Annotated in this window: 26 protein-coding genes; 12 read left to right on the forward strand and 14 right to left on the reverse strand. The window is 67.9% G+C overall.

The genetic code is table 11. The features are described from left to right. Positions 1 to 18: 18 nt before the first annotated feature. The 3 genes from tatC to lnt are packed head-to-tail and all read left to right on the forward strand — an operon-like array spanning position 19 to position 4,837. Positions 19 to 774 carry a twin-arginine translocase subunit TatC gene (gene tatC / locus B7X32_RS02345; RefSeq protein WP_292715535.1) on the forward strand — a complete coding sequence of 252 codons (756 nt, stop codon included), beginning with the start codon at positions 19 to 21 and terminating at the stop codon, positions 772 to 774. Next, positions 771 to 3,245, forward strand: coding sequence for a DEAD/DEAH box helicase (locus B7X32_RS02350; protein ID WP_292715472.1), 2,475 nt, complete (start codon positions 771 to 773; stop codon positions 3,243 to 3,245). Before tatC ends, B7X32_RS02350 begins: the two co-directional genes overlap by 4 nt. After that, positions 3,242 to 4,837 (forward strand): apolipoprotein N-acyltransferase, encoded by a 1,596-nt coding sequence (lnt, locus tag B7X32_RS02355; RefSeq protein WP_292715476.1) that lies wholly within the window; start codon positions 3,242 to 3,244, stop codon positions 4,835 to 4,837. Before B7X32_RS02350 ends, lnt begins: the two co-directional genes overlap by 4 nt. On the opposite strand, the gene B7X32_RS02360 is transcribed toward lnt, so the two are convergent. The 4 genes from B7X32_RS02360 to B7X32_RS02375 all read right to left on the reverse strand — a co-directional run bounded on the left by B7X32_RS02360 (position 4,834) and on the right by B7X32_RS02375 (position 7,644). Continuing rightward, positions 4,834 to 5,217: an RNA polymerase-binding protein RbpA gene (locus B7X32_RS02360; protein ID WP_292715479.1), complete on the reverse strand. Its 384-nt coding sequence runs from the start codon at positions 5,215 to 5,217 to the stop codon at positions 4,834 to 4,836. The two genes, lnt and B7X32_RS02360, sit on opposite strands and share 4 nt — an antisense overlap. Positions 5,218 to 5,371: 154 nt before the next feature. After that, positions 5,372 to 6,145 (reverse strand): glycerophosphodiester phosphodiesterase family protein, encoded by a 774-nt coding sequence (locus B7X32_RS02365; RefSeq protein ID WP_292715482.1) that lies wholly within the window; start codon positions 6,143 to 6,145, stop codon positions 5,372 to 5,374. Then, positions 6,142 to 7,146, reverse strand: a complete 1,005-nt coding sequence (locus B7X32_RS02370) for an SPFH domain-containing protein (protein ID WP_292715485.1) — start codon at positions 7,144 to 7,146, stop codon at positions 6,142 to 6,144. The genes B7X32_RS02365 and B7X32_RS02370 overlap by 4 nt, the downstream gene beginning before the upstream one ends. Before the next feature lie 21 nt (positions 7,147 to 7,167). Next, complete coding sequence (locus B7X32_RS02375; protein ID WP_292715487.1) at positions 7,168 to 7,644, reverse strand: NfeD family protein; 477 nt, start codon at positions 7,642 to 7,644, stop codon at positions 7,168 to 7,170. 135 nt (positions 7,645 to 7,779) lie between these two features. On the opposite strand from B7X32_RS02375, the gene B7X32_RS02380 reads away from it, so the two are divergent. After that, entirely contained in the window at positions 7,780 to 8,544 is a 765-nt protein-coding gene (locus B7X32_RS02380; protein ID WP_292715490.1) for an SDR family oxidoreductase, read from the forward strand. 73 nt (positions 8,545 to 8,617) lie between these two features. Here the strand turns inward: B7X32_RS02380 and B7X32_RS02385 are convergent, their stop codons facing one another. Beyond that, positions 8,618 to 9,202, reverse strand: a complete 585-nt coding sequence (locus B7X32_RS02385; protein ID WP_292715492.1) for a DUF308 domain-containing protein — start codon at positions 9,200 to 9,202, stop codon at positions 8,618 to 8,620. A gap of 122 nt (positions 9,203 to 9,324) precedes the next feature. Here B7X32_RS02385 and B7X32_RS02390 point away from each other — a divergent pair, with 122 nt between their 5' ends. The 5 genes from B7X32_RS02390 to B7X32_RS02410 all read left to right on the forward strand — a co-directional run bounded on the left by B7X32_RS02390 (position 9,325) and on the right by B7X32_RS02410 (position 14,060). Then, positions 9,325 to 9,762: a helix-turn-helix transcriptional regulator gene (locus B7X32_RS02390; RefSeq protein WP_292715495.1), complete on the forward strand. Its 438-nt coding sequence runs from the start codon at positions 9,325 to 9,327 to the stop codon at positions 9,760 to 9,762. A gap of 10 nt (positions 9,763 to 9,772) precedes the next feature. After that, positions 9,773 to 10,183 (forward strand): VOC family protein, encoded by a 411-nt coding sequence (locus tag B7X32_RS02395; RefSeq protein WP_292715498.1) that lies wholly within the window; start codon positions 9,773 to 9,775, stop codon positions 10,181 to 10,183. 82 nt (positions 10,184 to 10,265) lie between these two features. After that, the gene (locus B7X32_RS02400) at positions 10,266 to 12,626 is read left to right on the forward strand and encodes an excinuclease ABC subunit UvrA (RefSeq protein ID WP_292715500.1); all 2,361 of its coding nucleotides are present in this window, start codon (positions 10,266 to 10,268) and stop codon (positions 12,624 to 12,626) included. 10 nt (positions 12,627 to 12,636) lie between these two features. After that, entirely contained in the window at positions 12,637 to 13,479 is an 843-nt protein-coding gene (locus tag B7X32_RS02405; RefSeq protein ID WP_292715502.1) for a TrmH family RNA methyltransferase, read from the forward strand. Then, positions 13,476 to 14,060: a hypothetical protein gene (locus tag B7X32_RS02410; RefSeq protein ID WP_292715504.1), complete on the forward strand. Its 585-nt coding sequence runs from the start codon at positions 13,476 to 13,478 to the stop codon at positions 14,058 to 14,060. Before B7X32_RS02405 ends, B7X32_RS02410 begins: the two co-directional genes overlap by 4 nt. Before the next feature lie 329 nt (positions 14,061 to 14,389). Here B7X32_RS02410 and B7X32_RS02415 read toward each other — a convergent pair whose 3' ends face one another. From B7X32_RS02415 to B7X32_RS02450, 8 genes are all read right to left on the reverse strand, one after another. Beyond that, on the reverse strand, positions 14,390 to 15,466 hold the full coding sequence (locus B7X32_RS02415) for a hypothetical protein (protein WP_292715506.1): 1,077 nt from the start codon (positions 15,464 to 15,466) through the stop codon (positions 14,390 to 14,392). A 71-nt stretch (positions 15,467 to 15,537) separates the two neighbouring features. Beyond that, positions 15,538 to 15,696: a hypothetical protein gene (locus B7X32_RS02420; protein ID WP_292715509.1), complete on the reverse strand. Its 159-nt coding sequence runs from the start codon at positions 15,694 to 15,696 to the stop codon at positions 15,538 to 15,540. After that, positions 15,696 to 16,634, reverse strand: a complete 939-nt coding sequence (locus B7X32_RS02425) for a hypothetical protein (RefSeq protein ID WP_292715512.1) — start codon at positions 16,632 to 16,634, stop codon at positions 15,696 to 15,698. Before B7X32_RS02425 ends, B7X32_RS02420 begins: the two co-directional genes overlap by 1 nt. Positions 16,635 to 16,707: 73 nt before the next feature. Beyond that, complete coding sequence (locus B7X32_RS02430) at positions 16,708 to 16,983, reverse strand: hypothetical protein (RefSeq protein WP_292715515.1); 276 nt, start codon at positions 16,981 to 16,983, stop codon at positions 16,708 to 16,710. Beyond that, the gene (locus tag B7X32_RS02435; RefSeq protein WP_292715517.1) at positions 16,980 to 18,875 is read right to left on the reverse strand and encodes a hypothetical protein; all 1,896 of its coding nucleotides are present in this window, start codon (positions 18,873 to 18,875) and stop codon (positions 16,980 to 16,982) included. The genes B7X32_RS02430 and B7X32_RS02435 overlap by 4 nt, the downstream gene beginning before the upstream one ends. A gap of 96 nt (positions 18,876 to 18,971) precedes the next feature. Further along, complete coding sequence (locus B7X32_RS02440; protein WP_292715520.1) at positions 18,972 to 19,151, reverse strand: hypothetical protein; 180 nt, start codon at positions 19,149 to 19,151, stop codon at positions 18,972 to 18,974. Positions 19,152 to 19,473: 322 nt separating this feature from the next. Beyond that, the gene (locus B7X32_RS02445) at positions 19,474 to 19,788 is read right to left on the reverse strand and encodes a hypothetical protein (protein ID WP_292715522.1); all 315 of its coding nucleotides are present in this window, start codon (positions 19,786 to 19,788) and stop codon (positions 19,474 to 19,476) included. Positions 19,789 to 20,108: 320 nt separating this feature from the next. Then, positions 20,109 to 20,375: a hypothetical protein gene (locus tag B7X32_RS02450; protein WP_292715524.1), complete on the reverse strand. Its 267-nt coding sequence runs from the start codon at positions 20,373 to 20,375 to the stop codon at positions 20,109 to 20,111. A 231-nt stretch (positions 20,376 to 20,606) separates the two neighbouring features. Between B7X32_RS02450 and B7X32_RS02455 the strand changes: the two genes are divergently transcribed. Together B7X32_RS02455 and B7X32_RS02460 are read left to right on the forward strand one after the other, a co-directional pair. After that, positions 20,607 to 20,804 (forward strand): hypothetical protein, encoded by a 198-nt coding sequence (locus B7X32_RS02455; RefSeq protein WP_292715526.1) that lies wholly within the window; start codon positions 20,607 to 20,609, stop codon positions 20,802 to 20,804. Further along, on the forward strand, positions 20,804 to 20,995 hold the full coding sequence (locus tag B7X32_RS02460) for a hypothetical protein (RefSeq protein ID WP_292715529.1): 192 nt from the start codon (positions 20,804 to 20,806) through the stop codon (positions 20,993 to 20,995). Before B7X32_RS02455 ends, B7X32_RS02460 begins: the two co-directional genes overlap by 1 nt. 169 nt (positions 20,996 to 21,164) lie before the next feature. On the opposite strand, the gene B7X32_RS02465 is transcribed toward B7X32_RS02460, so the two are convergent. Continuing rightward, positions 21,165 to 21,503, reverse strand: coding sequence for a hypothetical protein (locus tag B7X32_RS02465; RefSeq protein ID WP_292715531.1), 339 nt, complete (start codon positions 21,501 to 21,503; stop codon positions 21,165 to 21,167). A gap of 379 nt (positions 21,504 to 21,882) precedes the next feature. On the opposite strand from B7X32_RS02465, the gene B7X32_RS02470 reads away from it, so the two are divergent. Then, on the forward strand, positions 21,883 to 22,344 hold the full coding sequence (locus tag B7X32_RS02470) for a DUF2690 domain-containing protein (RefSeq protein ID WP_292715533.1): 462 nt from the start codon (positions 21,883 to 21,885) through the stop codon (positions 22,342 to 22,344). Positions 22,345 to 22,548: the final 204 nt, after the last annotated feature.

A 22,548-nucleotide genomic window follows, 5' to 3' on the forward strand; every position in this document is an offset into this window, starting at 1 on the left:
CCGCGTCGCGACAGCACCATGCCCCTCGCGGGGCACCTCGTCGAGCTGAGGAAGCGGTTGGTCATCGCGGCCGCTGCTCTTCTCGTCGGCATGATCGTCGCGTTCCTCGTGACGGATCCGATCATCAACTTCGTGACAGAGCCGATCCGGCAGGTCGCGAAGGAGCGCGGTGACAATTTCGCCGCGCTGAACTTCGGCACGGTGACCGCCGCGTTCGACATGCGCATGCGGATCGCGTTCTCGATCGGGATCTTCCTGTCCGCGCCCGTCTGGCTCTGGCAGATCTGGGCGTTCATCATGCCCGGACTCACGAAGAAGGAGATCCGCTACACGGTGGGGTTCGTCGCCTCCGCGGTGCCGCTGTTCTTCGCCGGCTGCTACGTGGGCGTCCTGGTCATGCCGCACATCGTCGAGCTCATGTGGGGCTTCACGCCCAAGGGCGCGGCGAATCTGTACAACGCGCAGGACTACTACGACTTCGTCTTCAAACTGATGCTCGTCATCGGCATCTCGTTCATCATCCCGGTGTTCCTGGTCGCGTTGAACTTCGCGGGCATCATGTCGGGGCGGGCGATCCTGAAGGCGTGGCGGATCGCGATCCTCATCGCCTGCCTGTTCGCCGCTCTGGCGACGCCTGCGGCCGATGTGGTGAGCATGCTGATGCTCGCGGGCATCCTCATCGTGCTGTACTTCGCCGCGGCATGCCTGTCGATGCTCTTCGACAGGCGCAAGCACAAGCGCCAGCAGGCGTTCCTCGAGGAGCCCACGGTATGACCTCACCGGCGGATCGTTACGCCGCCGCCCGCGCCGCTCAGGAGCACCCCGCCACGACGTCGTTCGCGGCGATGCAGCGCTTCCAGCTGGATCCGTTCCAGATCGAGGGATGCCATGCCCTGGAACGCGGAAGCAGCGTGCTCGTCGCCGCGCCCACCGGCGCAGGCAAGACGATCATCGGCGAGTTCGCGATCCATCAGGCGATGTCGACCCCGTCGGACAAGGCGTTCTACACGACGCCGATGAAGGCGCTGTCGAACCAGAAGTTCCGCGAGCTGGTCGACGTCTACGGGGCCGACCAGGTGGGACTCCTCACCGGAGACGTCAACATCAACGGCTCCGCGCGCATCGTGGTGATGACCACCGAGGTGCTGCGCAACATGATCTATGCGGATTCGCGTGCTCTGGACGACCTCCGTTACGTGATCATGGACGAGGTGCACTACCTCGCGGACCGGTTCCGCGGCGCCGTGTGGGAAGAGGTCATCATCCACCTCCCGCAGAGCGTGCGGCTCGTGGCGCTCAGCGCGACGGTGTCGAACGCGGAGGAGTTCGGCGACTGGCTGGACACGGTTCGCGGCGGCACCGAGGTCATCGTCTCCGAGACGCGCCCCGTGCCGCTCGAGCAGCACGTGCTCGTGCGGGACGATCTGCTGCCCCTGTTCGACGACCGGGCCGGCATCGCCACCGCGCAGGTCAATCAGGAGCTGCTCCGGATCCGCTCGTTCGGCGGTGCCAACTACGAGCGCAACCGCGATGCGCAGCAGTACCGCAGTGCGCGTCACGCCGGTGCGCAGGGGCGGCGTCCGCAGCGGGGAGGCAAGCGCCCCGTCCGCTCGGCCAACGTCCGACGCATCGAGCGGCTCGATCGCCCTCAGGTCGTGGATCTGCTCGACCGAGCGAACCTGCTGCCGGCGATCTTCTTCATCTTCAGCCGGGTGGGATGCGACTCGGCGGTGCAGCAGGTGCGCCGCTCCGGGCTGCGGCTGACCACGGCGGAGGAGCGGCGCGAGATCCGCGCGATCGTCGAGGACCGCGTGCGCACGCTGCGCGACGAGGACCTGGCGGTCCTCGGCTACTGGGACTGGCTGGACAACCTGGAGCGCGGCGTCGCCGCGCACCATGCCGGGCTGCTGCCCGCGTTCAAGGAGATCGTCGAGGAGCTGTTCCAGCAGCGCCTGCTCAAGGTCGTCTTCGCGACCGAGACGCTCGCGCTGGGCATCAACATGCCGGCGCGCACCGTGGTGCTGGAGCGCATGGAGAAGTTCAACGGCGAGGCGCGCGTCGCGATCACCTCGGGGGAGTACACCCAGCTCACCGGACGTGCCGGCCGGCGCGGGATCGACGTCGAGGGTCACGCCGTCGTGCAGTGGACCGAGGGCATGGATCCCCAGGCCGTCGCAGCGCTGGCCTCGCGGCGCACCTACCCGCTGAACTCCAGCTTCCGGCCCACGTACAACATGGCGGTGAACCTGCTGGACCGCTTCGGTCGCAATCACTCCCGTGAGGTGCTGGAGTCGTCCTTCGCGCAGTTCCAGGCGGATCGTGCCGTCGTGGGCCTGGCCCGCACCGTGCGCGAGGCCGAGGCGTCGCTGGAGGGCTACCTCGGGTCGATGACGTGCGACCGCGGCGACTTCACCGAGTACTCGGGGATCCGGCGCGAGCTCAGCGATCTGGAGAAGAGGAACCGCACCGATCAGCAGGCGCCGCGCGCGGTGCGCGAGAAGCGGCTCCGTCAGATCGAGTCCCTCCGCCGTGCGATGCAGCGCCACGCCTGCCACCGGTGCCCCGATCGCGAGCAGCACGCGCGCTGGGCCGAGCGGTACTGGAAGCTCAAGCGCGAGACCGACCGCACGCGGCGTCAGATCGAGAACCGCACCGGTACCGTGGCCCGGGTGTTCGACCGCGTGCTCGATGTGCTCACCGAGGTCGGCTACGTGCAGGGGAGCGGCGACGCGCTGACGCTCACCGATGCGGGGCGCACGATGCAGCGCATCTACGGGGAGCGCGACCTTCTCGTCGCGGAATCGCTCCGCCGCGGTCTGTGGGACGGACTGGACGCGCCGTCCCTGGCCGCGATGGCGTGCGCCCTCGTCTACGAGCCGCGACGCGATGACGGGTCCATCGACCCCCGGGACCTGCCGCGAGGCCGGTTCAGGATCGCCTGGGAGCGCACGCAGGAGCTCTGGGCCGAACTCGACGACCTCGAGCACGACAACCGGCTGCCGGGATCCGACCGTCCCTCCGCCGGGCTCGCCGGTGCGATGCACGCCTGGGCGCGCGGCAGCGCGCTGGACGCCGTGCTGGAGGACGCCGACATGGCGGCGGGCGACTTCGTGCGCTGGGCGAAGCAGACGATCGATCTGCTGGATCAGCTCTCGATCGTCGCCCCGAACGCGGAGACCGCCCGCACCGCCCGCACCGCGCTCGACGGCGTCCGACGCGGCATCGTCGCCTACTCCTCGATGTGACCGTGACGACCCGCCTCACCGCGCCCGTCGACGCCGGCGCCCCGACATCCGGGAACCGTCCCGTGCTCCCGCTGTGGGCGGCGCTGATCGCTGCGGCCGCCGCGGGCGGGCTGCTGAACCTGGCGTTCCCTGCCCTCTCGATCTGGATCGTGGCGTTCCCCGCGGTGGCGCTGCTGCTGCTCTCCCTGATCGGCCGACGCACCTGGTCCGCGCTGCTGGTGGGCTTCGTGTACGGCGCCGTCTTCTTCCTCGTCCTCGTGTCCTGGACGGCGCGCTACCTGGGGCCGATCCCGTGGCTCGCCCTCGGGCTGCTCGAGGGGGCGCTCACCGCCGTCGCCCTGATCCCCGTGACGGTCGCATATCGATGGATCCCTCGGGTCATGCGCCCGGGGCTCGCTCGCTCGCTCGTGGTCTCGCTCGTCGTCGCCGCACTGTGGGTCGCCCGGGAGCTGTTCCTCGGCAACTGGCCGTATGGCGGATTCCCGTGGGCGCGCATCGCGTACACGCTGTCCGACACCTCGGCGGCGCGCGTGACGAGCTGGATCGGGATCAGCGGACTGGGCTTCCTGATGGTCCTCCTCGTCGCGGTGCTCGTCGAGCTCGTTCGCTCGCCAGGCCGCCCGAGGGCCGTGGCCCTCGTCCTGCCCACGGCGCTCGTCGCCCTGCTCGCGTTCCTGCCCGCGTTCCCGACGACGGCCAACGGCTCGATGCGCATCGGAGCGGTGCAGGGCAACGGCCCGACCGGGTACTTCGACAAACGCGAACCGCTGTCGGTGCTGACCGCGCAGGCCGCGGCTACGGAACCCCTGTACGGTAAGCGCATGGATCTGCTGGTCTGGCCGGAGGGCGGTCTGGACGACGATCCGTTCCAGTACCCGGTGCTGGCCGACGCGCTCGACGGGATCTCCGCGCGTGTGAACGCTCCGATCCTCGCGAACGCGGCGACGCAGAAGGGCGAGCTGTTCTACAACACCTCGTTCCTGTGGCCCGCCGACAACCACCGGCCGCTGGCGCGGGAGGACGTGCAGACGCACGCCAAGCGCCACCCGGTGCCGTTCGGCGAGTACGTACCGGACCGGGCCTTCTACAACGCGATCGTCCCCGATCTCATCGGCCTGATCGGACGGGAGTACACCCCGGGCACGGACGCCCCCGTCGTCCGCGTCGGCGACACTCCGGTGGGACTCGCGATCTGCTTCGACGTGATCTACGACGATCTCATCGCGGAGGGCATCGGATCCGGCGCGCAGGTGCTCGTCTTCCAGACCAACAACGCCGATTTCCGCGGCACCGAGGAGAACCTGCAGCAGCTCGGCATCGCCCGCATGCGCGCTGTCGAGACCGGCCGGTCGGTCGTGAACATCTCGACCGTCGGCACCAGCCAGGTGATCCGCCCGGACGGGTCCACGCAGGCGTCCCTGGACGAGAATCGCCCCGGTGCGCTGCTCGAGGATGTCGAGCTGCACACCGGGGCGACCGCGGGGGTTCTCATCGGGCCCTGGCTGGAGCAGTTCCTGCTGTGGAGCGGGCTGCTCGTCGTCGCGATCGCGGGTGTTCTCGCCCGCGTGCGACAGGGCCGGTCGGGGGCTTAGGCGCCGATCCGCTCGCGGGTCGGGTCCTCACCCGCACCGCGACGGGCGCGGATGAAGGCGAGGCGCTCCTCCAGGAGCTCCTCGAGCTCGGCGCGGGTACGGCGCTCCAGAAGCATGTCCCAGTGGGTGCGTCCGGCCTTGTCGCCGTCCTCCGCGATCTCGACGGGCTTGCCGTCGATCTGGAGGCGGGCGTCGGCGCCGCACGCGCGGCACTCCCAGGTGGTCGGCGGCTCGGCATCGGCCGCGAACATCAGGGTGGTCACGTGGCCGCAGGAGTCGCAGGTGTATACGCTCTGCTGGCGTTCCATGAAGACGACGCCCTCTTCGCTCTGAAGGCTCTGGGCGCCGAGCCGGATTCCTCTAAGGCTGCGATCTGCCATTGTGTGGTCCTCTCGTCGCCCTCAGGTATATCGGCCCGGCCTGTGCAGAAGATGCGAAGGGGGCAAACCATGAAGGCTTTCACAGTCGATACCCAGCCCGAAGCCGCGTCGTGGACAGATCGGGACTCGGTCCTCGTCCGGGTGGGACTGGATCTCAGTGCGGGGAGAGAGTCCGGATGGCCAGATCCGCGCGGTCGGTGACGACGCCGTCCGCGCCGGCGGCGACCAGGGCGCGCATCCGCTCGGGATCGTTCACCGTCCACACGTGCACCTCGACGCCGGCGTCATGCGCCGCACGGACGAGCGAGGGCGTGAAGACGCGAAGAGGACCGAAGCGCTCGGGGATCTGCACGGCGTCGAGCCCGCGCAGGATCCTCCGTGCCCAGCCCCGCAGGCGGAGGGCGGAGGCGAGCCGCAGCATCGCGATCGCGTTCTTTCCTCCGGAGGAGGCGGGCAGCACATCCGCGTCGGCTCGTACGGCGGCTGCCAGCGCCGCGTGCCTGTTGCGATCGTCGAAGCTGGTGAGGAGCACCCGATGCCCGTGCGCGGCGACGGCGCGGCCCACGTCCTCCGCGGCCGCGGGCGCCTTCACATCGACGTTGAACCGCAGCAGCGGGAACGAGTCGAGAGCCTCGGCGAGCGTGAGAAGTCCGCCGTGCGGGGCGAAGAGCCTCGCCAGTTCGCCGGTGCTCACGTCCGCGACGGGCCGGGGATCGCCCAGCAGCCGCTGCAGGGTCTCGTCGTGGAACAGCACGGCGTCGCCGTCGGCGGTCGCCCGGCAATCGGTCTCCACGTACTCCGCACCCGCCGCGTCCGCGGCTGCGATGGCGAGCGCGGAGTTGTCGAACACAGACGAGTCCTCGCCCACCAGGCCGCGGTGAGCGAGGACTCGCGGCGCCGAAGCGCCCTGGAAATACGGGTGCGTCACGCGACGCCGTCGGACGCGGGGGGAACGGCCGCGGCCGATGCGGCCGCGCGCGTGGTCGGCACCGAGGGCGTCGTGGGCGCCTTCGGGGTGAAGGGCGTGGATCCGCCGGATCCCGGGGAGAACGCGCCGCCGAAGTTCTTCAGGGCCTCCGTGAACTCGCTCGGGATGATCCAGAGCTTGCTGGATGCGCTCTCGCTGATCTTCGGCAGCATCTGCAGGTACTGGTAGGCGAGCAGCTTGTCGTCGGGCTGGCCCTGGTGGATGGCGTTGAAGACGTTCTGGATCGCCTCCGCCTCACCCTGGGCGCGGAGCACCGCTGCCTGCTTCTCACCCTCGGCCCGGAGGATCTCCGCCTGCCGCTGACCCTCCGCCTCGAGGATCTGCGACTGCTTCGTGCCCTCGGCCGTCAGGATCGCGGCGCGACGGTCGCGCTCGGCGCGCATCTGCTTCTCCATCGAGTCCTGGATGGAGACGGGCGGGTCGATGGCCTTGAGCTCCACGCGTCCGACGCGGATGCCCCACTTGCCGGTCGCCTCGTCCAGCACGACGCGCAGCTGCCCGTTGATGTTGTCGCGGCTGGTCAGCGCCTCTTCGAGGTTCAGTCCGCCGACGACGTTGCGGAGCGTGGTCGTGGTGAGCTGCTCGACGGCGCCGAGGTAGTTCGCGATCTCATAGGTCGCGGCCCTGGCGTCGGTCACCTGGAAGTAGACGACGGTGTCGATCGAGACCACCAGGTTGTCCTCGGTGATCACGGGCTGCGGCGGGAACGAGACGACCTGCTCGCGCATGTCGATGAGCGGACGCAGACGGTCGATGAACGGCACGAGCAGGTTCAGACCCGGCATCAGGGTCTTGTGGTACCTGCCGAGCCGCTCGACGACGCCGGCGGTCGCCTGCGGGATGATCCTGACCGATCGCGCGATCGTCACCAGCACGAAGATGATGACGGCGATCGCCAGGATCCACCCGATGGCGGTGGGGATGAAGGATGCACTGTCCATGAAGGGCTGCTCCTGTTTCTCCTAGACGTGGGCGGAACGGACGTAAGCGGTGGCGCCTTCGATGCGCGCCACCGTCACGGGGGCGCCGGGGGAGAGGGGCGCGATGACGGGCGCGTCGGCGGCGAGGCGGGCGGTCCAGGTCTCACCGTTGCTGAGCTTGACCTGACCGGTGAGCGTGGTGACCTCGAGCAGCACGGTGCCGTGCAGGCCGAGCAGCGCGTCGACGTTCGATCGCGTCTGGTCCTCGCCGCGGTGCAGGCGCCGCAGCAGCGGTGGGCGCAGCACGAAGATGAGCAGCACGGCGGCGAGGGCGGCGATGATCACCTGCACCCAGACGGGCCACCCGGTCAGCGTGGAGAGGAGGCCGACGGCGGATCCCAGGCCGAGCATGAGGAAGGTCATGTCGAGAGTGAAGATCTCGATGACGAAGAACAGGACCATGAGGACCAGCCAGCCGATCCACGCCCAGTCCTGGAACATCTGCAGGATCGTATCCATACCGCCCCCTCTTTTTGCCAACCTATCACGCGGTTCGCGCGCCGCCTCCGCGTCACGCGCCGCGGAATCACGCGGATTGGTAGGGTGTTCTGGTCCCACCCGCGCGCCGCGTGCGCACCCTCACGAGGAGTCTCCGTGTCTCAGATCCTTCCCGCCGAATCACTGACCGGCAAGGTCGCCCTCGTCACCGGATCCTCCCGTGGGATCGGCGCGGACACCATCCGGTACTTCGCCGAGGCCGGCGCCGACGTCGTCATCAACTTCCGCAACAAGGCCCCTCGCGCCGAGAAGCTCGCGGACGAGGTCCGCGCACTCGGTCGTCGCGCCCTCGTGGTCGGCGCCGACCTGACGGACCCGGCCTCCGTGACCGAGATGTTCGACGCGGTGAAGGCGGAATTCGGCGGCCTGGACGTCCTGGTGCTCAACGCCTCCGGCGGCATGGAGGCGAACATGGGCGAGGACTACGCGCTGCGCCTCAACCGCGACGCCCAGGTCGACGTCCTGAAGACGGCGCTCCCGATCCTCCGCGAGGGCGGCCGCATCGTGTTCGTCACGAGCCACCAGGCCCACTTCATCCGCACCACGCCGACCATGCCCGAGTACGAGCCGGTCGCGCTCTCGAAGCGCGCGGGCGAGGACGCCCTGCGCGAGCTGATCCCGTCGATCGAGGAGCAGGGCGTCGAGTTCGTCGTCGTCTCCGGCGATATGATCGAGGGCACCATCACCGCCACGCTGCTGGAGCGGGCGAACCCGGGTGCGATCTCCCAGCGCCGCGAGTCGGCAGGCCGCCTGTACAACGTCGCCGAGTTCGCCGCCGAGGTCGCTCAGGCCGCCGTCGAGCCGGTTCCGGCCGATCACACCCGACTCATCGGCGACGTCAGCGGCTTCGTCGCGGAGTAACCTCCCGAACACGCGGAAGGCGGCCCGGAGCTCACAGGCTCCGGGCCGCCTTCGTGCAGGGTGTGCCTCGGTCTCAGAGACCGGCGGCCGCGGCTGCGGCCTTCGCGTCCTTGCCGATGGTGATCGCGCGGACGATCTGCGCGATGCCGAGCACGACGAGCGAGATCGCGAGGAACAGCCAGAAGAACGGCACGGCGGCGAGCCCGAGGCTGATGACCGCGATGCCGGCGATGATGCTGAGCAGCGCGTACAGCAGCGTCCAGGTCTTCGTTCCGTCGGTGCCCATGAGGCTGAGCGAGACGACGCCGTCGAAGATCCAGCTCACGCCGATGAAGATCACCGTCACGAGGGCGAAGGCGACCGCGGCGGTCTGGATGTTCGTGAAGGCGATGACGCCGGCGACGATGTAGAGGACGCCGAGCAGGATGTGCCCCAGGCGTGCCCAGCCGGACTTTCCGGCACTGAAGATGCCGAGCCCGACGTAGACGACTCCTGCGACGATCAGATAGGCGGCGATGATGCCGGTGAGGACGAAGGCGGTCTTGACCGGCCACACCAGCATGACGAGGCCCGCGATGAGGGCGATGACGCCCGAGACGGCGAGGAACACGCGAAGCGACTTCACGAGGCTCTTCGCTCCGGCAACTGCTTCAGACATGAGGATGGCCCTTTCTGAGTAATCCCTGAGAGTTGGGGATGCCCTCACTGTACAACCGCGGGTGCGACGGCGTCAGGAGCACTGATCGCCCGTGTCCTGGTCCATCGTGCGAGGATCGGGGCATGAACTCGGCCGCCGACGACGATCGCCTGCGCGATCTCGCGGCCCTCCGGAAGGTGCGCGACCGCATCGACCGCGAGTACGCGCAGCCGCTCGACGTCGAAGCGCTGGCGGCGGGCGTGCACATGTCTGCCGGGCACCTCAGCCGGCAGTTCAAGCTCGTGTACGGCGAGCCGCCGTACTCCTATCTGATGACGCGCAGGATCGAGCGGGCGATGGCCCTGCTGCGCAGGGGAGACGTCTCCGTGACGGAGGCGTGCTTCGCCGTCGGCTTCCAATCGCTGGGCACGTTCAGCACGCGCTTCTCGGAGCTCGTGGGCGTCTCGCCGAGCAGGTATCGCGCCGACCCCGGGCTGGGTCCCGGCATCCCGTCGTGGATCGAGAAGCAGGCGACGAGACCGATCAGGAATCGAGAAGCCCCGCACGACCCTCCGGCGTAGCGTGAGGGTCATGGACATCATGATCAACGCCAGCTTCCTGCCGCACACCGACGCGGAGGAGTCGCTCCGCTTCTATCGCGATGTGCTCGGATGGGAGCTCCGCAAGGACGTCGGCTACCAGCAGATGCGCTGGCTCACGGTCGGACCGGCGAACCAGCCGGACACCTCGATCGTGCTCACGCCCCCCGCGGTGGATCCCGGCATCAATGACGATGAGCGGCGCACGATCCTGGAGCTCATGGCGAAGGGCAGCTTCGGCGGCATCGTGCTCGCCACCGAGAACGTGGATGCCGCATTCGCCGAGATCGAGGCGCGCGGCGCGGACGTCGTCCAGGAGCCGATCGACCAGCCCTATGGGATCCGCGACTGCGCGTTCCGCGATCCGGCCGGCAACATGATCCGTCTGCAGCAGGTCGCCTGACTCCTGCGCGGTGCCCGCCGGTGCGTCGGCGGGCACCGCTATTCTTTGTCCCGCCCCATCCGCCCGCACGATACGGAGCAGCATGCCGATCACCGAGTCGCACATCGCCGACACCCATGATGTGATCAGGGTGCAGGGCGCCCGGGAGAACAACCTCAAAGACGTGTCGATCGAGCTGCCCAAGCGCCGACTGACGGTGTTCACGGGTGTCTCGGGATCCGGCAAGAGCTCGCTCGTGTTCGACACCATCGCGGCCGAATCGCGCCGGATGATCGACGAGACCTACAGCGCGTTCGTCCAGGGCTTCATGCCGTCCGTTCCGCGTCCCGATGTCGATGTGCTCGAGGGGCTGACCACGGCGATCCTCGTCGACCAGGAACGCCTGGGGGCGAACCCGCGCTCGACGGTAGGGACCGTGACCGACGCCAACGCGATGCTGCGGATCCTGTTCTCGAAGCTCGGCACCCCCTACATCGGCGGGCCGACCGCGTTCTCCTTCAACATCCCCACGCAGAAGGCCAGCGGCGTGATGACGGGGCCGGGCGGCGAGAAGAAGATCGTCAAGGACGCGATCTACCTCGGCGGCATGTGCCCACGATGCGAGGGCAGGGGAGCGGTGTCGGACCTGGATCTGTCCCAGATCGTCGATGAGGCGAAGTCTTTGAACGACGGCGCGATCATGGTTCCGGGATACACCGCCGATGGCTGGATGGTGCGCCAGTTCGCCGAGTCGGGGTTCTACCCGGGCGACAAGCCGATCTCGGCGTTCACGGAGAAGCAGCGTCAGCTCTTCCTGTACGGAGAGGTCACCAAGGTCAAGATCAACGGGATCAACATCACCTACGAGGGGCTGATCCCGAAGATCACGAAGTCCATGCTGTCGAAGGACATCGACGCGCTGCAGCCGCACATCCGCGCCTTCGTCGAGCGGGTGGCGACGTTCGCGATCTGCCCCGAGTGCGACGGCACGCGACTCACGGAGGGCGCGCGCTCCTCGAAGATCGAGGGCGTGAGCATCGCCGACGCCTGTCGCATGCAGGTCACCGACCTCGCGGCGTGGGTGCGCGGTCTCGATCTGCCCGGCGCGGGCCCGCTGCTCGAGGCGCTGCGGGCCAACCTCGAGGCCTTCGTCACCCTGGGGCTCGGCTATCTGTCGCTCGAGCGGCCCAGCGGCACGTTGAGCGGGGGAGAGGCGCAGCGGATCAAGATGCTCCGGCACCTCGGATCCTCGCTGACCGACGTCACCTACGTGTTCGACGAGCCCACGATCGGTTTGCACCCGCACGACATCCAGCGCATGAACGGCCTGCTCGAACAGCTGCGGGACAAGGGGAACACGGTGCTGGTCGTCGAGCACAAGCCGGAGACCATCGCGATCGCGGATCACGTCGTCGACCTCGGGCCCGGAGCCGGCAGCGCCGGCGGCGAGATCTGCTACGAGGGCACGGTCGAGGGGCTGCGGGCCAGCGGGACGCTCACGGGGCGTCACCTCGACGATCGAGCCGCCCTCAAGCCCGAGGTGCGGAAGCGGACCGGGGCGATCGAGGTGCGCGGAGCCACGACCAACAACCTGCAGGGCATCGACGTCGACGTGCCGCTCGGCGTCCTGACCGTGGTCACCGGCGTCGCCGGATCCGGCAAGAGCTCGCTCATCCACGGCTCCGTGGCCAAGGGCGAGGGCGTCGTCTCGATCGACCAGACCGCGATCAAGGGGTCTCGGCGCAGCAACCCCGCCACCTACACCGGGCTGCTCGAGCCGATCCGCAAGGCTTTCGCGAAGGCGAACGGGGTGAAGCCCGCGCTGTTCAGCGCCAATTCCGAGGGCGCCTGTCCGACGTGCAAGGGCGCCGGCGTCATCGTCACGGAGCTCGGCTTCATGGACACGGTGGAGAGCCCCTGCGAGGACTGCGGCGGAAAGCGCTTTCAGGCCGCGGTGCTCGAATACAAGCTCGCCGGGAGGGACATCACCGAGGTCCTGGACATGCCTGTCGCGCAGGCGCACGAGTTCTTCCGCGGGGGAGAGGCCAAGATCCCCGCGGCGGTCGCGATCCTGAGCCGGCTCGAAGACGTCGGGCTCGGATACCTGTCGCTCGGGCAGCCGCTCTCCACGCTGTCCGGCGGAGAACGCCAGCGCATCAAGCTCGCCACGCTGATGGCCGACGGCGCGGCGACCTATGTGCTGGACGAGCCGACCACGGGCCTGCACCTCGCCGACGTGCAGAATCTGCTGGGCCTGCTGGACCGCCTCGTCGACGCCGGCAGGTCGGTGATCGTGATCGAGCATCACCAGGCCGTCATGGCCCACGCCGACTGGATCATCGATGTCGGGCCAGGCGCCGGCCACGACGGCGGGCGTATCGTCTACGAAGGCACGCCGGCCGATCTGGTCGCGGCGAAGTCCACGGTCACGGGGGAGCACCTCGCCGCCTACGTGGGCGTGTGAGGGGAAGACGATGGCAGACCTTCGGATCTCTACGCGCAATTCGCGGTTCCAGCTGCTCGAGGCACTGACGCGCAACCGCAACCATCGCCTGCGCGAGCATCGCTTCGTCGTGCAGGGCGTGCGTCCGATCTCTCAGGCGATCGAGCACGGGTGGACCATCCTCACCGTGATCCACGATGCAGAGCGTCCCCTGTCGCCCTGGGCGCGTGAGGTGCTGCAGCAGGCGCCGGAGACGATCGCGATGAGTGCCGCCCTGCTCGCTGAACTCGCGGACAAGGAGGAGGGCGCCACCGAGATCATCGCCGTGGTGGCGATGCCCGACGACGAGCTGTCTCGTATCAGGGTGCCGCAGGACTTCCTGGGGATGGTCTTCGACCGCCCGACCCAGCCCGGCAACATCGGATCGACCCTCCGCTCCATGGACGCTCTCGGCGGGCACGGCCTGATCGTCTCCGGACACGCCGCGGATCCGTACGATCCGAAGTCGGTCCGCGCCTCGACCGGTTCGCTGTTCGCCACGCCCGTCGTACGGACGGCCTCCGGGGGCCCGGTGTTCGACTGGGTGCACGAGGTGCGCGCGCAGGGGACGCCACTGACGCTCGTCGCGACCGATGAGCACGGCGACGTGGACGTGTGGGACTACGACTTCACGCAGCCGTCGCTCGTGCTCATCGGCAACGAGACGACAGGGCTGGCGCGCGGATGGCGGGACGCGGCGGACGTGACGGTGCGGGTACCCATGAACGGATCGGCGAGCTCCCTCAACGCCTCGAACGCCGCCACGCTCATGCTGTACGAGGCGGCGCGACAGCGTGCCGCAGGATCCGTAGAGCAGCGAGGTGCCGACGCATGACGACGCAACGGGGAGTGCTGCTGCTGGCCGGCGTCCTGGGCATCGTGGCGTTGAGCGGATGCGGTGCAACAGGTTCGCCCGATGCGGATCCGACTCAAGTCCCGCCCCAGGTCCCGACGGCGTCACCTACTGCTGCGGATCCTGCGCGTGAGGAGGCTGCGCAGCGCGCCGATCGCTGGCTGTCCACTGCCGCTGTGCCACCGGGTGCTGTGCAGGTGAAGGGGCCGACGACGTCGTTCAACTCCTCTCAGGGCTGGGTCTGTGAGCCGACGATCACGAAGCAACGCTTCTGGACGGTCGAGGGCATGTCGTTCACGGATGTCGCGAACTGGATGATGGCGAATCCGACGCCTGGGCTGATCTCGAACCGCACCGGCCCTCTGGATCCGGATTCTCCTGCCGACGAGGTCAATATCGGCAACGTGCCACACCGTGGCGCCCTCGAAGGCGTCGTGTTCACGGTGGCGAAGGTCTCGGACGGCACCGTGGCGATCCATGCGGAGATCGGCGCCGCTGCGACCGACGCCGTCTGCCCGACGCCGCCAGGCGGCGGCTCCTGGGGCGAGCCGGGCATGGGCTGACGCGCCGCGGCCACTGTCTGTTGTGCTCCGGATGCGATCATGGACGTTATGTCAGTTCCGATGGGCGCCGTAGTGCCATGGGGAGGAGCGGCGTCCGGGCGACGCACGGTCGCAGTCTTCGGCTTGGGCGCATCGGCGTGGATCCGTCAGGGATTCGTCCTGGCGCGCTGAGACGAATCGCGTACGGCGGAGCCCCGTGGTCTTGTCGCCATCGTGAGCGACGGTGTGAGCCGCGTCGGAATGGCACGGGCGTTTCCGTGCAGTCGCATTCGGCAGTCATCGCAGCGAGATCGACGTAGATCGATGGCGTCCGTAGGCTCCATCCGGAATCACTGATAATCAGCGATATGCGTCTTTACGGCCGATGCCAGGACGCCCGCCGCCCCCACGATTCCCAGCGGGTCCAGGAGCGTCTCTACGCTCGCGGATCCGGTCTCATCGAGCAGGACCACGCTGGACGCCTTCTCAAGCCCCCAGACGCCCCAGAACCGAGCTCCGGTGGCACCTCCCGCGATCGCGTCGAGCCAGATTTGCGGCACCTGGTTCTGGTAGTCCTTCGCGGAGAAAAATCCGTGCTTGCCGAAGTACGCGGCGATGCGCCGCGGATCGCGGTACTGGTCGCCGACGTAGTCGATTCCGGTTCCGGCACGCTCGTGTTTCACGCGTTCATCGCCTTCTGCGCCGACGCACTGCGCCCAGGCCTTCGACAGCCACGCCCGGAACTCAACCTTCTCACGGCCAGCCGTCCCGGCCGGGGGAGTCATGAGGATGTGAAGGTGCGGCGCGCCGCGCTTCTGAAATTCGAGCTTCCAGACGCCCCGCGGGCGCACGCCCCACGCGCGCTCGTAGTAGAGCTGGAACCGCTCGACGATCTTCTTGAACGCGGCCGGTGTCGGGGCGAGGTGCTCCCACTGCCCGGGCATTGTAAGGGTGACCATCGCGGGTTCGAGACCGTCCTCGAACAGGGGTGTGAAGTCGAGCCGGTTGAGCTGTTGCTGCATGCGATTACGAGAGCGCCGAGTCCAAGACGTGATCCGTCGATCGCTCGACGTACTCACCTTCGGCGCACCCAGCAGAGCAAGCTCACTCTTTGTCAGGAGCGCCATGCTTTCACGATACGCGGCCGCTTCCGCGCGCACCGTGTCGTCGCGCATCTTCTCAGCCAACGCACGATCGAACGCGGCGTCTTTGAGGTGCTGAGACGTGCGGAAGAGCCGGAGCATCCCGGAGGCCACCTCGAGGTGAAGTCTCGGGCGGGCGTCCCAGTGTCGGCCGTCGCCGAGACCGGGCGTCCACACGGTGGACTGTTCGAGTTGGGGGAGCGCCGCCGCGACGTTGCGGATCTCGTCCGCAGTCGGGATCCGGAGCGCGTCGACCTGTGCTTGGGTCAGCGTCCTTGCTACCATTGGCCCCGTCACCTCCCTACAGGTGGCCCTCGGCCTCGCAGAGTTCCAAGCTCTGCGAGGCCTTCAACGTATCAGCCGTGACGACGCCGACGCGAGACAACGCGCCAACCAATCCAGCCCAGCAGCGCGACGACGCCGACGACCGCGATCCAGGGCCACCCGAGCGCCCACATCGCCCGGAAGATCGCGGCGTGCACAATCCACCGCAGGATCGTTTCCAGGATGTCCATCAGAGCGCCGCGAGCGTCGAGTCGGGCACGGCCGCGAGGTCCACAGGATCCGTCGAACACGTGCACGGATCGAGCTTCTTTTTCGGGCGCTCACCACCGCACCGGAAGCAGTACCCCTCGCCCGAATCGACGTTATCCACCGAATCGAACGTGTCGTACGACTGCTCCGCCCAGCACCCCGGCCGCCACAGCCAGGCATTCTGCTTCCCCTTCAGCTGAGCTTCCTTGTTGTCCGACCAGGTCGCAAACTCCATCGCGTCGTACGTGTTCCACCGGAACAGCCGGTTCATACCCCACTGCCTGGAATCGTCACCCCGATTCTCGTACTTCGGCAAGTACCCCCGGCACACGGTCACCGCCTGCGTGACCTCCCGCAGCACGATGTTCGCCCTGGACCACGCGGGCGCGGTCCACCTCAGCAAGATGTCGCGGCGACGCAGCTGATTGAGCAGCAGCTGCACCGCCTTCGGCAGCGACCGGCCCGACTCGGACGCCGCGATCCCCAACACTTCATCAAAGAGCACGTCCCCATCGCGGAAGTCGAGCAGCTGATCCCACGTCCGCAGCGGGATGTATCCCGCGTACGGCTCACCGGATCTCGGGTCGAGGATCTTCACGGTGCTGAGGATCGGCCGGCCCCGGTCCATCGAGAGCTTCGTGTCGTGCATCATCGCCAACGACTTCCCGTGACCGTTCGCACCGATGTAGGCGTGGATCGTGTACCCGCGCCGGGTACGGGATCCCTTCGACGCCCACCGCGGCGGTTTCACGGCCGTTCGTTCCGGCTCCGTGATGGTGTCGGGAGGCTGTTCCTCTCGACGGAGGTCGCGGCGCGATCCGGACGTGCCGTCCGGGCGCGGCTCCGCCGCATCCCTACCGGCACCGTCCGGAACGCTTGCGCGTCCCTCATCCAGAATTTCCAGGCTCATCGTCCCCACCTCGTCATCCGCTCGAACCGACCGACTACCCGCATCGCCAGATGCGCCCACCGCAGGATCCGCCACCCGTCCATCACGCACCGTGCCCGCCCACGAACGGGATATGCGCCACCGCCGCACGGACCGTCTTCGCGCTCAGCGTGAGCGCCCACGCCGCCAGCTGAACCGTCACGCACGCGGTCAGCACCGACCAAGGGACCCACACCCCGAGCCCGACGAACCAGCCCATCGCCTGCGAGACCAGCCCGCCCATCTGCGTGAACTCCGCGGGCGGCGTCCACGCAGGGAACAGGCTCCCGACCCAGGCGAGAATCGTCGCGCCCATCTGCAGGAACCACTCGCTAATCACGATCCCGGCCCCACGCCCGGCGCGCTCACAATCGCGCTGATCCGCCGCGAGACGCCAAAGATCGTGTACCCGATCAACAGGACCGACGCGATCAGCCGTGCGAGCGTCGCGATCGTCGCGACCGGCTCGCCGCACGCGCTGAGCGGGTACGCGTCGAACACGACATGCGTCGGCCAGTTGATCGTCCAGTTGACGTGCGGCCCCGCACATCCCGACCCGGTCGGCGGCGTCAGCCACGCCGGGAGCATCGCCCCGATCTGGCCGACCGCGGTCGGCGCCCACGCGGTCGTCACCTTCGTCTGCACCTGCGTGACGACCGAGCTCCGCGGGACGAAAGCCCACACCAGCGCGCACTTCACGGGCTGGAGGATCCAGCTGATCGGGTCCGGCGCGGACGGCCATTCGGCCATGCACTGCCCGCCCGGATCCGTCCCGACACCGACGCCCGGGTTCGTCGTGTTCAGCGGCTCGGTCCCCGTGATCCACGGCGTATCGACCCCGGTACTCGGGATCGTCACGACCGGCGTCGAAGTCTGCGTGTCGAACGTGTGCTGATAAACGCTGCACTGCGTCAGCGGCACCGGGTCGCCACCGAACGTGCACTTGAACGTCTCCGTCGCCGTCCCCGTCGTGGTGCCGTTGCTCGTCTTGGACCACCAGTTCGAGCAGTCGGCCGCCCACGTCATGCACGAGTCCGTGACCCCGTTGACGACCTTCTCCAGGACGAGCCCCCGGTTGGGGATGCTAGGAGCCATGCTCTTCGTCTCGGTCGGCCCGAAGTTCGGGACGGACTGCGTGCTGATCTGGGTCTTCGCGCCCGTGTCATCCGTCGAATCGACCTCGATCTGCGACGGCAGCAGCCCCGGCCCTGCACCCGGCTTAGACACGTACGCCTGCTCACACCCGAGACCCGCCGCCGACGACGGCAGGCCGGTCGATTCCTGGTACACCGTCCCGGTGCCCGTCGTCGTGGTCCCGTCCTTCCACGTGATCTTGCACGTCGGCGTCCGACTCGGGTCCGTCACCGGGATCACCTGCGTGGCCACGACCGTCCCCGACGACGAACTCACCAGCCGCAGCGTGTCCGTGTTCGCATAGTTGCTCGACCCGTTCGAGTACGCCCCGTCCATGTCGAACCGGCCCGAAGCGCACGAATACTGCCCGCCCGTGCCCGCCGTCGGATACACCACGGTCCACCGCGACGACGTGACATAGTCTCGGCTTTGCAGCTGCGTCCCCGCTGGTGCCTGCGCCGACACGCACCACCGATACGGCCAGTTCGACGGGATGCCCTGCGTACCCGACAGCGACGACGAGAACGTCGTCCGCCCGACGACCGTGATCGTCGTTCCCGAGTACGTCAGCGTCGGCGTCCCCTGCTTGTCAGCGTTCGGCTGCACCATCGTGCCCTTACAGTCCGCCGTGATCCCGAAACTCAGGAACGCGTTCGTCCCCTGATACCAGTCCGGCGTGTTGCAGATCATCGTCGTATAGTCCGTGCCGGTCGCCGTCGCGTACGCCACCAGACCGCCCTGCCCGATCGCCCACCCGATGTTCGGCGAGATCAGCAGCACCCCGCCCGCGCCACGCGCGAAGCTCGCCGCCTTCGTCAGCGGGACCACCGTGTCTTCGACCACGGTCCCCGCCGACGCTGCGGCCGCCCTCGCGGCCGCAGCCCTGGCGAGGTTCCGCTGCGCGTCCATCGCCAGGCCGCCCATCTGCTGCGTTCCCTCGACCGCCTGAGACGCGACCGAAGGCAGCACCGGAAGCGGCTCAACCGGTGCGGGCGGCGCCGTCACCAGCTCCGCGGCTCCCGCGGGCGGGATGCCCCAGAACACTCCGAGCACGACCACGACGACCGCGACGAACGCCGCGACACACTTCGTGGCCACCCCCGCAAAGCTCTGTTCCTCATCCACAGCCCGCACCCTCTCAACCCTGATACGGAACGTGCGGGGCCGGCCCACCATGGCCGACCCCGCACAGGCTCACTTCGCCGACTTCTTGAAGAAGCCGATGATGAGCGGCGCGCCCCACTTGATCGCCATGACCGCCAGGGCCGACCCGAGCACGGCCCCGAGCGCGGCAGCCGCGAGCGGTGCCATCGCCGACAGCTGGTCCGTGATCGGAGTGAAATCCGGGGGAGCAGCAACGGTGCTGATGTCCATATGTTCACCTCCCCCCGCTTGTGATCCGGCGGAACACGCCCACCAGGAGACCCGCGGCCAGGCATGTAAGCCCGCCGACGATCGCGCCGAGGACGGTCACCGTGCGACCCCTCGGAAGAAATCCCACAAGGCCGTGATGGCCCATGCGGCGAAGTCGAGCGCGGCGAGACCCGCCGCGAACGCCATCGCGAACGGCACCGCAGCAGCAGCGTCCATCACGCACCCTTCCCCATCCACCGGCCCGCGAGGTAGCACGCGATCCAGCCGAACACGACGCCCCACAGGTGCGTGTTCGGCAGCACCTCGGCGGCCCAGTCCACGGCTACTTGCCCGACGTGCTCAACGCGGCGTGGATCCGGTCGAGCAGATCCACTCCGGACGACTCGAACGACAGCGACGCCCCGTAGTCGCGGGACTCCTCGACGGTGCACTCGGCGACGAAGAAGTCGCCGATCTGGGGAAGCGCGTACAGCGACGCGGACTCATACACGGTCACGCCGATCTGCGCGCCGTTGTCCTGCGCGAGCACGATCTCCGTCCCGTACTTCGTCTTGTCCGACTTCCGGGTCAGTTCGCGGATCCGGGCGACCTCGCCCGAGACCAGCACGACCGGGCGGACGCTGCGACCAATAGCCATCATTCCTCGATTCCGGCCAGGATCGTCCCAGCCCCTTGTTAAGACCCCCGTCGGGGGTGTACCTGTAAGGACTGTGGCACTTAGTAACAAGCCCGGAAAGCGGCCCGGGGACATCGACAACACCCCCTGACGGAATCGACAAGACATGTTGACGAGCGAAGCTGTTTCGGCTCTGGGGAGCCTCGCGATCAGCGCGGACGCGCACCGGCAAGCCCTCTCGGCGCTCCACGTCCAGGTGCAAGCGGCCCGCAGAGCGGGGGCGTCATGGTCGATGATCGGGGCCATGCTCGGCATCACGAAACAGGCCGCCGCCGCCCGGTTCACTCCGCGGGCAGCCACTCGGGGCGATAGCGCCCCACCGCTGTTCTAACCGCGATCACCGGCCGTTCCAGCCGCACCGCGAGCCCGTACACGCCGGACTGCGCGAAGACCTCCACGAAAGCCGCGTTCTCGAAGTCCCTGAGCGCCTGGCGTGCTTGCAGCTCGATCCGTTCGAGCAGTTCGGGCGAATCCAGCGGCAGCGGGGTTCTCTGATACCACGACGGGCGGACATTTATCCTGATGAGCGTGTCTTTCCGGTCGGTCATACCGGAGCAGCTTGGCAGGGCGGGGGAGCGGTGGATAGGTAGCCCGGGCCGAGCGCACGCGTCAAGTCCATCCGGTCCCAAACACTCCCGCGGGGATGGTGCTCCGCACCTTGCCGGGCCGTCCCAGCCTTTGGACTTGACCCGCACTCTCGTCCCTGACTCATCGGCGAGGGCGCCGAAATGGCAAGCCATTTCGGACCAGCCGAAATGCAACCGAGAGGATTCAAGATCATGAACGATTCCGATATCGAGCAGATGTGGCACGAGGCCCACGTCGCCATCACCGAAGCCACCTACGCCGCCTTCCGACGCGGCACCGCGTGCACCGACGCCGGAGCCAACCAGGCGGCGCAGGACGAGTACATGGCCACCCAGAATCTCCGTGAGTTGATCGATAAGCTGGCCGCTGCTGCGAAGGTGGCCGACTAGTGAACGACTACACCCCGCGCGGCCTCGCCTTCGTCGCCATCAGCCAGGCCATCGATGCACTGAAGTCGGCAGCTGCGGCCATGGTCGACCAGGATGACGACCGCGCGGCCGACAGCATCGCGATCGCGCACAAGATGACGACTGCGGGCCTACGCCAGCTGGACCCGAACAACGCCCAGCTGAACACGTGACATTAGAACATCGCTTCTTCGCCACGGCACCACCACAAACGGGATCCGCGAAATCACGCGGATCCCGTTTTCGTGAGCTCGGCGCCGGCGACGTCGCCGACCACCGCGCCGGCGGACACGACATTCGAACACACCTACAGATCTCGAGAGCAACGGGGGAGCGGCCGGCCTACGCGGCCGGGACCCACTCGGAGCGGTTTGAGAGGATCCGCAACACGTCCAGCCCCGACCGGCGTCCGTCATTCACCAGGATGAAGCCCGAACCCCCGTGGTAGTACCCGATCCGATAAGACTTGCAGCGCTTGACCTCGCCGGTTTCCCGATTCACCCGGTCGAATCGGATCACCCGGATCTGCTCGTGCGGGATCACCAGATCGCCATGCTTGTTGCGTTCCAACCGACCACGCATCGCCAGTGACCGTGCGAGCTTGCGCATGTGACGTTCGACCTTCGCGGCATCGGACGACCGGGACCCGTGCTCATCGATCCCGCGCTGTACAGCGCGCATCACCGTTGCATCGGTCGATCCCGTAGCCCTCTCCGCCGCTTCCTCGAACCGCTGATAATCAACATTATGTCAGCTCGTATGGAGTACATCTAAGAGATTGCAGATGTACCCTCCCCTGATTTCTTCGATCTGGCGGATCTCGAGCCTGAGCGGATGCTCCGCGTGGGCCGACGAGCGTTGACGGCCTGGCGTGACGCGGTCGCGTTCAAGACGCTCTACGCCTGGATGCACCTTCAATATCGGGCCCGGCAGTGGTCACCAATCCCAACCACGACCAGTCCCCTTCTATGAAGGTGAGCATGGGCAGTGCGAACCCTGTGCTTTGTCTATGGTGGAGTGTGGACGGCCGGCGGGGCGCCGGCCGAAGAAGGGGGAAGAAATGTCTACGAAGTCCTTCGTGCGAAAGGTGAGCGGCGTGGCCGTGGCGATCGCGGCTGCGGTGGGACTGAGCCTGGGAGTGGCTCCGGCCGCACAGGCAGCACCGACCAGTGGAGACCCGATCAGCTCGGGCTGCTCGAACGGCGCGTACACAGTCAAGTCCTGGGGCGTCTACAACTCGAAGTACGGCAACTACCAGGGAACCCTGGAGCTGCGCTATTCCCCGAGCTGCGGCACGAACTGGGTCCGCGTCACGAATAACGTCGCCGGGAACGCGCTGTCGGGAGCGATCGCGACCGGACCCGACGGGGTATACGTGAAGACTCAGGTGGTGGGTGTCGGCTCGAGCTGGAGCAACATGGTCTACGCCCCGGGCAGCAAGTGCGTCACCGTCACCGCCGCCATCCAGGACCGGGCAACAGGCAACATCGAGGGCCGTCTCGACACTCAGGTCGTCTGCTGACATCCTATGACACGAAGCCGTGCGTCCGCGCGCGGGCGCACGGCTTCGACGTTCGTCGAGTTCGACGGTGAGACTGAGACGCGCGTCCCCCGTCTCTCAGCGGAGATCCCGAAACGGGCCGAGGGATCGCCCCGCTTCGCACGCCTGCGAAACGCCAGCACACAGCGTGAGCGACGCTCACACACCTGATCCCCAGGTCGCCAT

Origin of the sequence: Microbacterium sp. 13-71-7 (assembly GCF_002257455.1) — a bacterium.
Taxonomy (GTDB): domain Bacteria; phylum Actinomycetota; class Actinomycetes; order Actinomycetales; family Microbacteriaceae; genus Microbacterium.

Excerpts from the sequence above, each read along its gene's own strand:
- tatC (WP_292715535.1), top strand. The coding sequence starts at position 19 with ATGCCCCTCGCGGGGCACCTCGTCGAGCTGAGGAAGCGGTTGGTCATC.
- B7X32_RS02350 (WP_292715472.1), top strand. The coding sequence starts at position 771 with ATGACCTCACCGGCGGATCGTTACGCCGCCGCCCGCGCCGCTCAGGAG.
- B7X32_RS02360 (WP_292715479.1), bottom strand. The coding sequence starts at position 5,217 with ATGGCAGATCGCAGCCTTAGAGGAATCCGGCTCGGCGCCCAGAGCCTT.
- B7X32_RS02370 (WP_292715485.1), bottom strand. The coding sequence starts at position 7,146 with ATGGACAGTGCATCCTTCATCCCCACCGCCATCGGGTGGATCCTGGCG.
- B7X32_RS02375 (WP_292715487.1), bottom strand. The coding sequence starts at position 7,644 with ATGGATACGATCCTGCAGATGTTCCAGGACTGGGCGTGGATCGGCTGG.
- B7X32_RS02385 (WP_292715492.1), bottom strand. The coding sequence starts at position 9,202 with ATGTCTGAAGCAGTTGCCGGAGCGAAGAGCCTCGTGAAGTCGCTTCGC.
- B7X32_RS02390 (WP_292715495.1), top strand. The coding sequence starts at position 9,325 with ATGAACTCGGCCGCCGACGACGATCGCCTGCGCGATCTCGCGGCCCTC.
- B7X32_RS02395 (WP_292715498.1), top strand. The coding sequence starts at position 9,773 with ATGGACATCATGATCAACGCCAGCTTCCTGCCGCACACCGACGCGGAG.
- B7X32_RS02400 (WP_292715500.1), top strand. The coding sequence starts at position 10,266 with ATGCCGATCACCGAGTCGCACATCGCCGACACCCATGATGTGATCAGG.
- B7X32_RS02405 (WP_292715502.1), top strand. The coding sequence starts at position 12,637 with ATGGCAGACCTTCGGATCTCTACGCGCAATTCGCGGTTCCAGCTGCTC.
- B7X32_RS02410 (WP_292715504.1), top strand. The coding sequence starts at position 13,476 with ATGACGACGCAACGGGGAGTGCTGCTGCTGGCCGGCGTCCTGGGCATC.
- B7X32_RS02415 (WP_292715506.1), bottom strand. The coding sequence starts at position 15,466 with ATGGTAGCAAGGACGCTGACCCAAGCACAGGTCGACGCGCTCCGGATC.
- B7X32_RS02420 (WP_292715509.1), bottom strand. The coding sequence starts at position 15,696 with ATGGACATCCTGGAAACGATCCTGCGGTGGATTGTGCACGCCGCGATC.
- B7X32_RS02440 (WP_292715520.1), bottom strand. The coding sequence starts at position 19,151 with ATGGACATCAGCACCGTTGCTGCTCCCCCGGATTTCACTCCGATCACG.
- B7X32_RS02445 (WP_292715522.1), bottom strand. The coding sequence starts at position 19,788 with ATGGCTATTGGTCGCAGCGTCCGCCCGGTCGTGCTGGTCTCGGGCGAG.
- B7X32_RS02450 (WP_292715524.1), bottom strand. The coding sequence starts at position 20,375 with ATGACCGACCGGAAAGACACGCTCATCAGGATAAATGTCCGCCCGTCG.
- B7X32_RS02455 (WP_292715526.1), top strand. The coding sequence starts at position 20,607 with ATGAACGATTCCGATATCGAGCAGATGTGGCACGAGGCCCACGTCGCC.
- B7X32_RS02465 (WP_292715531.1), bottom strand. The coding sequence starts at position 21,503 with ATGCGCGCTGTACAGCGCGGGATCGATGAGCACGGGTCCCGGTCGTCC.
- B7X32_RS02470 (WP_292715533.1), top strand. The coding sequence starts at position 21,883 with ATGTCTACGAAGTCCTTCGTGCGAAAGGTGAGCGGCGTGGCCGTGGCG.